Source organism: uncultured Sphingomonas sp., assembly GCF_964250165.1.
Classification (GTDB): domain Bacteria; phylum Pseudomonadota; class Alphaproteobacteria; order Sphingomonadales; family Sphingomonadaceae; genus Sphingomonas.
The window spans coordinates 18,389-27,041 of the sequence record NZ_CAXUEK010000027.1 but is presented as its reverse complement, the minus strand read 5'-3'; the positions used below and the strand labels follow the sequence as shown (position 1 = coordinate 27,041).

The following is an 8,653-nucleotide window of genomic DNA, read 5'->3' as shown; positions in this document are numbered from 1 at the left end:
GTCGATGTGGACCGGCCCCTCCGTTGCGACCGCTGCCTCGGCGAGCTGCGACAGTGCGCCGGTCGGCGCGTCGTGCAGTTCGCACGTCAGGTGCGGCGGCCGCTGGAGCACGGCTTCCTCGTATGCTCCGGTCGCCGGCGCGTCGTCGCTTGCCGCGAACCCGATCTCGGTGAGCTCCTCGCGCTCGACTGTGACGATGTCGACGGGCACGGCGTGGGCGGCGCGCCTTCCCGCCGCCTCCGCGTCGTGCTCGGCCTTGGCGGCCTCGATGCGCGCGACCAACATCTCGAGCTGCTCGTTCGGCCGCTGGAACCAGTCGGTGCTCCAGATGCGGTGGATCGTCCAGCCGTGGCTTTCCAGCACCGACTGGCGGAGCCGGTCGCGGTCGCGCGCCGAGCGTGCGTCGTGGTAGGAGGCACCATCACACTCGATGCCGAGCAGATAGCGGCCGGGGCGCTCGGCGTCGGCCACGGCGAGGTCTATGAAGAAGCCGGCGAGCCCGACTTGGGGGTGGACCTGGTAGCCCCTGGCCTGGAGCGCCTTCGCGACCTGCTCCTCGAACACGCTGTCGTGGTCGCGGCCCGTGCTCTCCGCCATGGTCATGCGCCCCGTCCGGGCGAAGTGCATGAACATCTTGAAGGCGAACACGCCCTTGCGGGTCTGCGCGAAGTCGAGGTCAATTTCCTCGTCCGACATCGACGCGAACACCTCGCAGCGCTGCTTGGCGCGGCTGATGAGGACGTTAAGCCGGCGCTCGCCGCCCTCGGTGCCGAGCGGGCCGAAGCGCATCGGGACGCGGCCGCCCGGCGTGGTCGGCCCGTAGCCGACGGAGATCAGGATGACGTCGCGCTCGTCGCCCTGAACATTCTCCAGATTCTTGACGAAGAACGGCTCCGACGGGTGCGCTTGGAAGAACGCCTCCACCTCGGGCGGCAGCGTGCGCCGCAGCACCTCCAGCTGGTCCAGGATCGCGCGGCGTTGCGAAGTCGAGAACGTCGCGACGCCGAGCGACAGGTTCGGGTTGTCGCGGGCGTGCGCCGCGATCGCCTGCGCGACGATCTTCGCCTCGACGGCGTTGGTCCTGCTGCCGCCGGCATCCCAGATGCCCTGCGGAATGTGGTGGTAGCGCAGGCCCATGCCCGCTTCCGCCGTGTAGGGGCTGGGGACGATAAACAGCTTGTTCTCGTAGAACTGGCGGTTGCTGACGGCGATCAGCGACTGGTGCTTGCTGCGGTAATGCCAGCGCAGCATTCGCGTCGGCAGGCCCCGCGCGGTGAACAGGCCGAGTATGCTCTCGATGTCGGCGACCCGGCTCCCCGATCCGTCCTCGTCGTCGTTCGCCGCCCCGCTTGTAACCTTGGAGAAGAAGGCCGTGGGCGGCAGCTGCTTGGGATCGCCGACGACCACCACCTGCTTCGCCCTGGCGACCGCGCCGAGCGCGTCCACCGGCTGGATCTGGCTCGCCTCGTCCATGACGAGCAGGTCGAACTCGAACACGCCCGGCGCAAGGAACTGCGCGACGGACAGCGGACTCATCATGAACACGGGTTTCAGCGCCTGCACGGCGGGCGCCGCCTTCTCCATCAGGCGGCGGATGGGCATGTGGCCGCGCTTGCGGGCGATCTCGGCCCGCAGCACGCCGAGCGGCCCCACCGCGCCGCCGTCGCGCGGCGGCACGGCCTTGTGGTGCGCGCTCACCACCTCGTAGCTGGCCGACGAGATGCGCTGCCGGTCCATGTCGGCGAACTCGCGGGCGAGCCGTCCGTGCAGGGTGCCGTCGAACGTGCCTAGCTCGGGCTCGGCCCGCACCTGGTCCGCATAGACCGCCTCGTAATAGGCCATCTCGAACGCGCCTATCGCCGCGTCCGGGGCGAGCCGCCCGTCGGCGAGCCGGTCGACGATGTCGCCGCAGCCCAGGGCGCAGGCGCGCTCCGTGCGATCGCGGTAGGCCACCCACTGGAAGAGCTTCTCCCCCGAACTGGACCATGCCTCGAGCCGGGCGTGCAGATCGGCGGTGCCGAGCGCCTCGACCCGGTCGATGCCGAACGCGCGGACGCGGTTCAACGCGATCGCGTCGAGGAGCGAACCCAGGTCCGCCAGCAGGCCTTCCTGTGCCGCCTCCAGCTGCTGGGCCAGATGGCGCGGTCCGGCCCGGTCGGCGGTTCGGCTCGCGAGCATGCGGATGTCCGCGTTGGCGGCCATCCACTCCGCCGTGCGATCCAGCTCGCGCCAGTCCGACGCGGTCCCCCGCCAGCGCTCCGCGAACGCGGTCTCCCCGAGCGGCGACGCGGCTTCGATAAGCGCCGCCAGTCCTTGGCCGGCCGCCACCCGTTCCAGCAGGGACAGGCGGCCGCCCGCCGTCAGCCCGGCGATGGTGAGCAGGCGGCCGCAGGTCCGGTCCGCCTCGTGCATGCGGACGGCGAAGGCGAGCAGGGAGGCGAGGTCCGCCTGGCGGGCGTCGGCCTCCTCGCCGAACGCCGACGCGCGTGTGTCGTTTAGCGCGTCCCACAGCGTCGCGGCGCTGCTGGCCAGATCCGTCGCCAGCGACGTCGTCCGCGCGGCGCGCGCGCTCACCTCCACCTGATCGGGCTTCCTGGCGGCGATCAGGCGCGGCTCGGCGCCCAGGTCGCGTAGCGAGCGCATCCAGTCGACGAGCGCGAGCAGCGGTGCCGATGCGGAGCGGTCGCCGCGCCAGTGCGATGCGAAGGCGCTGCGGCCGAGCGCCTCGTCGGCCTCGATGGAGCGCTTCGCCACCTGGCCCGCGGCAAGCGCGTCGAGCATGCCGAGCACCTCGTCCAGCGGCGCGTCGGGACGTGACAGCACCGACCGGACGAGCCTGTTGGAGCGCCGCCATTCGCCGCTGAAGATCTTGAAGAAGCTGGTGCCGTGCGTGGCGAGCACCGTCCGGGCGCCCGCCAGGTCCATGCCCCAGGCTGCGTCCGACAGCCCGTCGCCGATGCGGGCCCTGGCCGCCTCCAACTTGGCAACGGCTTCCGCCAGGTCGGCCGCGCGTTCCACGCCGCCGTCCCAGAGATCGGCCGCGAACGCCTCCGCACTGGCGTCGGGGGCGGCGGCCACCCGCTCGCCGACCTGGGCTAGTTTGGCGGCGTCGCGCATCGTGGTCGGGGCATCCCGTCCCATCGCTCGGGCGAGCGAAGCAGACTCGGACATGAGGCGGGGCAGACCGTCAGCGAGCGCGGTCACCGACGCGAAACCACCTTCGTCGAGGTCGGGCGGGAGCAGCAAGAGGGCGTCGATCGTCTCCCCCAAGTCGGCCGTCCATGCGCTCTCCCCCACAGACGTCGCCAGCTCCAGCCGCAGCGCGGCGTGGTCGCCTCCGATGGCGAGCAGCGCGGCGACCTCGCCGGCCCGTTCGTCCCAAGCCGGTGCGGCCATCGCCACGGACGCCAGTCGGGGCGCCTCGGCGATGCGGGCGGCGAGCGCTGCGAGCGGCGCCAAGCCCTGCAGGGCGGTTGGACGCGGCTGCTCGAGCTGCACAGCCAGGCCCGCGACGGCTTCGTCGTGGCCGGCGAGGCGCTCGGCGAGGGTCGCGATGCGGCCGGTCAGCCGCTCGACGTCGGTTGGCAGGATCGAGGAAAGGCCCACCCCGTGCCAGGTGTGGTCCTCGGGCCGGCCGATGACCTCGATCCTGTCGACCAGGTCCGTAATGAGCCCATGCCGTTCCGCGAAGTCGTCGGGTGTCCAGCCCTGCGGGTCGGCCAGCTTGATGTCGTTCGGCTTCTCGCCCCCGAGCCTGAGGCGGCTGAGCTGTCCGACGACCTGGAACGGCGTGAGCGCCGATCCGGCGTGCGGCGCGTGCATCCGCGCGGCGTGCCCGTTGAGCCTGTCCCGCGCCTCCCGCAGGCGCGCGTGGAGCGTTCCCGGCTGCTGCCCCCGCGGTGCGCCGAGCTCCCACGTCCGGCGCAGCTCCTCGAGCAGGGCGCGCTTGTTCGCCTTGTTGCTGTGCAGCTCCAGGCACGCGTCCCCGACGCCGGTGGAATCTAGCCGCCGCTTGACGACCTCCAGCGCAGCCATCTTCTCGGCGACGAACAGGACGGTCTTGCCGTCCGCCACGGCCGAGGCGATCACGTTGGCGATGGTCTGGCTCTTGCCCGTGCCCGGCGGCCCCTGGATCACGAGGTTGCGGCCCCGGCGCACCTCGTGGACGGCGAGCGCCTGCGAGCTGTCGCTGTCCACGATGTGGAGCATGTCACTGGGCGGAATGAACGGATCGATGTTCGCGTCTTCGGAGATCATCTCCCCCGATCCCTCGAATCCTTCGTTGAGCAGGCCCTGGACCAGCCCGCGATCCGTGATCCTGGCCGCGGCGGGCCAGTTCTCCGGGTCGAGGTCGCGGTACATGAGGAACTTCGCGAACGAGAAGAAGCCGAGGACGATGTCGTCGGGCGCCACAGCCCAGCCCGGCTTGGCGGATACGGCGTCGGCCACCTCGGCGAAGTAGCCGGTCGGGTCGAACGCGTCGCCCGCCTCGAACGCGGGCAGCCGGATGCCGTGGACGCGGTCGAGGAACGCCTCCAGCGACAGGTTGGACGCGTAGTCCTCCTGCCTCGCCCGCAGCTTGAACTTCTCGCCGGCGTTGCCGCGCTCGAGCGACACGGGGATGAGGACGAGCGGCGCGAAGCGGATGTTGGCGGCGTTCTGCGGGTCGATCCATTTCAGCGCGCCGAGCGTAAGGTACAGGATATTGACGCCCTGCTCCTCCTCTAACGTCCGGGCGTCGAAGAACAGGTCGAGCAGGCGCCGCTGCAATCCCTTGGGCGTGAGCCGGGTCTGGAGCCGGGTGTCGGAATGACGCGCGTGGATGCCGCGGCCGTCGACCTCGTCGTCTTCGGGCTGGGCGAGCTCCTCGACCTCGTCGGCCTCGTTTCCGTCCTCCGTCGTGTCGGCGGCGGATTTGCCGGCCGTGAAGGAGAAGACGCGGTTCTCGCGCACCAGCAGGCGGAAGACCTCGGCGCTGAGTTCGTCGACTACCTCCAGCGCCCGGACGCTCTTCGACGACCTGGGCATGTTGAGCAGCCGGTTGCGGGCTGACAGGTCGAGCAGTTCCGTCCGCGCCCGATCCAGCTTCTCGCGGATTGGCAGGGCGCTCTGGAACACCGACATGGACTCGTCGGTCTGCTCGCTGATTGGATTGCTCGCCAACGCCAAGTCCCTCCCCAAGGCAACAATATGAAGAGGTTCCGGGTGCTCTGTCGAGTCAGTTGGTCGCTTTAATGAGCGGCCGACGATGCTGCGCATGGCTTCGAGACAGCGTGGTAATCTTCCCCCTCGGATTGACCACCGACTCAACATACGGCCGTGAACGAATGGCCGGTTCCAGGAACCGGTCATGCCACGCTTGACGGCCGATTGTGGGTCGTGCCCGCCTGCACCGATAGGGCGCTAACCGGCCGCCATCTTCTGCACGTCCGCCGCTTGAAGCGGCTGGCCACCGATGGCCCAGTCGCCACCTTCGACTTCGTTGATCTTCACCCAGGTAGCGCCGCGCGGGTTTTCGCCCTCGACCGCCACCACCGCGTTCGTAACCCCAGCGATCATCGCCGACTTCTGCTCGGGCGTGAACACGCCCTTGATCACGTGAATGTCTCCCAGCGGCATGGTTTGCTCCTTTGATTGGAGCCGCCAGGATGCCAGGGTGGCAACCGGCGACAAGTTCAGGAACTGAACCGATGGGCGTGCGCGAGGCTTCCCAACCGACCGCAGCGATCAGGTCGCGAGCCGCCTGCCTGGCCCGGAGCCATGTCTCGTGTTCGGCGGTTGCATCCGCAAGCGCTCGATGCGCGGGCTGGCGGTCCTGACGGCGCTGGCTTCGGCAACGATCGTGTGCACCTCGAGATCGAGCCGTGCCGCGGGAAGAACTGCGCGCAAGATCTCCGTCGCCGTCTCCCGCAGCGCTTCGTCCGTGTCGCGCACCCTGAGCAGGTGGCGTGGCAGCCCTGCGGACCGAAGGAGGGCGCTCAGCCACTTGCCATCCCAAGACCGCGCGCTGGCAAACAGGTCGTGGCCGGACAGCGCCTCAACCAGCCGATGCGCGACCACGTCGTGCGGCTCACCTTCGGCGACCAGCGTCGATGGAGCCGGTCGGGCATATCGCCGGTACCGCCTCCTCGATCCAGGGCTTCATTACCAGCGTCGGCGCGGTGATCGTCGGCTCGCTGATCGGACAGTCGTACGCCGGCACCACCACGGCACTTGCCGCCGGCTATCTGTGCATCGGCGTTGGCGTGCTCGCCGTCGTCATGGTCGTGGAACGGGGACGGCTGTTCCACGCGCGTATGGCGTCGCACCTCAACGCGTCGCCACGCTGAGGTCCCGTCGGAGGCAGGAACCGTCGGAGCCTATCGCGCGGCTCTGTTAACCGCTGCAACGCTAGCGCAGGGCAGCCACGCTGCGGCCTGCGCGCTCCAGCCTGGCTCGCCCTGGCTCCGGTGATCGCGAGCGCATCGATCCCGCCCCGCTGCGCGCCAGCGAGGATCGCGTCGGTGACCTGGGGCGACAGGAACGCCAGTCTGAGCACGCGGGTGAGATAAGCGGGCGAGATTGCTTCCGCAGCCGCCAGCTCGACACGTTCACCTCCCCTTTCCTGAGCTCACGCCAGTAGCGGTGCGCCTGGGCAAGCAGCCGGACGAGCGATGCTTGGGGCGCGGCGGTCTGGTGTGCGCCGTCGGTGTCCACCAGCCGCATGGCGCGCCCGGAGCGGGTCAGCCGCCCGTCGGCGTGGAGCGTGATGCTGGCTGGCCCGTCTGCAGCCACGGTCAGCTGTACCGCGTCGGCGATGGCGGCGGTCGCCAGCGCGATCACGACCTGCCCGCGCTCGACCCGTGCCGAGGTGAGGAGCTGCCGCGTCATGGCCCGGTCCCGCTGCTGGAGCTTGCCGGCGATCTCCTTGGCGCGCGCGGTGGCCTGGAGGTAGAGGTCGACGGGCATGGCCAGCCATGCCTGCGCCATGAGCTGGACCGGATCGTCGAACAGGGTTGCATCTGCTCGATGACCGCGGTCTCGATCTCGCGGGCGGGGATGCGCATGCGGTCGTGTCGCGGGCATGGTGCAGCGGCTGCGAGACATAGTAGCGGTAGCGCCGGTTCTTGACGCTGGCATGGGTCGCGATCGAATGCTTCCACAAGCTTAGCGAAGTCGAGCAGCGACCGGGTGAGCCGGTCGACCTTGTAGACCACGATGATGTCGACCCGGCCTGCGGCGAGGTCCGCGAGCAGACGCTGGAGCGCGGGGCGCTCCAGCGTCCCACCCGACAGCCCGCCATCGTCATAGCGGTCGGGCAGCCGGGTCCAGCCCTCGCTGGCCTGGCTCAGGATGTAGGCCGCGCACGCCTCATACTGCGCGTCGAGGCTGTTGAACCCCTGCTCAAGCCCCTCCTCCGATGACTTGCGCGTGTAGATCGCGCAGCGGACGCTGCGGGAGTGAACCGCCGCGCTCACGGCGCCAGCTTCCACTTGAGCCCGAAGAACGCCGGGCCCGACCAGCGGCCGCTGATCGCGCGCGCCACCTCCGACAGGCTGCGCCAGGTGCGATCATCCCAGCGGATCACCGGGTCCTGGCCGCCGGCTCCGGGCTCGGCGGTGACCACGTGCACCCGGCCCTGCCACTCGCGCACCAGCCGCATGCCGGGCTGGACCGCAGCGGTGCGGGTCTTGGCCGCGGCGAGCTGCGCCAGCTGCTGCTGGGTGGCGCGCGACAGCCCGCCACCCGCACGCGCCTGGATCTCCCAGGCGAGCGCCAGCCGCAGCAGCGCCGGGCTCATCCGCGGGCGCGGCGCGCCGTCGGTCAGCTCGGCCCATCGGGTTCTGAGCTCGAGCCGCGACAGGGTAGCGAGCTCGGCGAGCTGCTGGTCGACCTTGCTCATGCGGCGACGCCCACGATCGTGTAGCAGGTCGCGCCATCGCGCTTGCCGCGCTCGATCCGGTGACCCTTCTTCCTAAGCCCGGTCAGCGCCGCGCGCGTGGTGTGCGGCAGCCAGTCGGTCGCCGCGATCAGCTCGGCCAGTGTGGCACCGTCCGGGCGGCTCAGCAGCGCGACCACGGCCGCGCTCTTGGTCTGGCGCTCCGGCTTGGTGTTCGGCTGAACAGGGTCGAGCTCGGTTTCCTCCCCTGCCCCGCTCTCTAACTCGACGTCGATCGCCTGTAGGCCTGCGGCGGTGACGAACAGGCCGAACCGGAGATCTCCGTCGGTGCGATGCACCGCCAGCGGGTCGCTGGTGTCGCGCTCCTCGGCCAGCCCGCGGCTGACCAGGCCCGCGATCGCCTTGCTGACCCGCGCGCCGGGTGCGAGCTGCTCGGGCAATGGATAGAGGCTGCCGTTGTCTGCTCGCGCGGCGGCGGACAGCAGGACGGCTTGGGTATCGTTCAACTGGGCATGCCGGTGGTCCTCGCTCTCGAGGAGAGCGGCCCCCGGCTCCCCTGAGCCTGTCGAAGGGCTGCTCCCACCACCATCAGCCCCGCGGTCAGCCGAGCGGGGCGACTGGCCCGGGCGACTCACCGCCGGGCCAGCACCAGCGCTGTCGCTCTGGGGCAGCACGAAGTCGAGTGGCTTGTCGAAGCCCAGCGTCCGTTCCCGCCCAGCAGCAAAGCATTGGACCGACGGGAAGCGTGCAAAAAAACGTCGATGGGGTTGTCAG

Annotated in this window: 8 protein-coding genes; 1 reads left to right on the top strand and 7 read right to left on the bottom strand. The window is 70.2% G+C overall.

Features of this window, described 5'->3' with window-relative positions; all coding sequences use genetic code 11:
* The 3 genes from ACFE64_RS07795 to ACFE64_RS07785 form a co-directional block, all read right to left on the bottom strand.
* On the bottom strand, positions 1-5,163 hold a 5,163-nt coding region (locus tag ACFE64_RS07795), incomplete at its 3' end, for a DUF4011 domain-containing protein (protein WP_375391892.1).
* Positions 5,164-5,403: 240 nt separating this feature from the next.
* Positions 5,404-5,619 (bottom strand): 4-oxalocrotonate tautomerase family protein, encoded by a 216-nt coding sequence (locus tag ACFE64_RS07790; RefSeq protein WP_375391891.1) that lies wholly within the window; start codon positions 5,617-5,619, stop codon positions 5,404-5,406.
* A 108-nt stretch (positions 5,620-5,727) separates the two neighbouring features.
* A complete protein-coding gene (locus tag ACFE64_RS07785; protein ID WP_375391890.1) occupies positions 5,728-6,060 on the bottom strand; it encodes a hypothetical protein in 333 nt (110 codons plus the stop codon).
* Positions 6,061-6,092: 32 nt separating this feature from the next.
* Here ACFE64_RS07785 and ACFE64_RS07780 point away from each other — a divergent pair, with 32 nt between their 5' ends.
* Positions 6,093-6,329 (top strand): hypothetical protein, encoded by a 237-nt coding sequence (locus tag ACFE64_RS07780; RefSeq protein ID WP_375391889.1) that lies wholly within the window; start codon positions 6,093-6,095, stop codon positions 6,327-6,329.
* A 61-nt stretch (positions 6,330-6,390) separates the two neighbouring features.
* Here the strand turns inward: ACFE64_RS07780 and ACFE64_RS07775 are convergent, their stop codons facing one another.
* From ACFE64_RS07775 to ACFE64_RS07760, 4 genes are read right to left on the bottom strand one after another with little or no spacing between them, the layout of a single operon-like run.
* A complete protein-coding gene (locus tag ACFE64_RS07775) occupies positions 6,391-6,969 on the bottom strand; it encodes a hypothetical protein (protein ID WP_375391899.1) in 579 nt (192 codons plus the stop codon).
* Entirely contained in the window at positions 6,867-7,457 is a 591-nt protein-coding gene (locus ACFE64_RS07770) for a recombinase family protein (RefSeq protein ID WP_375391888.1), read from the bottom strand. Before ACFE64_RS07770 ends, ACFE64_RS07775 begins: the two co-directional genes overlap by 103 nt.
* The gene (locus tag ACFE64_RS07765; protein ID WP_375391887.1) at positions 7,454-7,882 is read right to left on the bottom strand and encodes a DUF2924 domain-containing protein; all 429 of its coding nucleotides are present in this window, start codon (positions 7,880-7,882) and stop codon (positions 7,454-7,456) included. The genes ACFE64_RS07770 and ACFE64_RS07765 overlap by 4 nt, the downstream gene beginning before the upstream one ends.
* Complete coding sequence (locus ACFE64_RS07760; RefSeq protein ID WP_375391886.1) at positions 7,879-8,385, bottom strand: DUF3489 domain-containing protein; 507 nt, start codon at positions 8,383-8,385, stop codon at positions 7,879-7,881. Before ACFE64_RS07760 ends, ACFE64_RS07765 begins: the two co-directional genes overlap by 4 nt.
* Between the last annotated feature and the right edge of the window lie 268 nt (positions 8,386-8,653).

What these genes read in the sequence shown, in the direction of transcription:
- ACFE64_RS07790 (WP_375391891.1), bottom strand. Translation starts at nt 5,619, where the DNA reads ATGCCGCTGGGAGACATTCACGTGATCAAGGGCGTGTTCACGCCCGAG.
- ACFE64_RS07775 (WP_375391899.1), bottom strand. Translation starts at nt 6,969, where the DNA reads ATGGCGCAGGCATGGCTGGCCATGCCCGTCGACCTCTACCTCCAGGCC.
- ACFE64_RS07765 (WP_375391887.1), bottom strand. Translation starts at nt 7,882, where the DNA reads ATGAGCAAGGTCGACCAGCAGCTCGCCGAGCTCGCTACCCTGTCGCGG.
- ACFE64_RS07780 (WP_375391889.1), top strand. Translation starts at nt 6,093, where the DNA reads ATGGAGCCGGTCGGGCATATCGCCGGTACCGCCTCCTCGATCCAGGGC.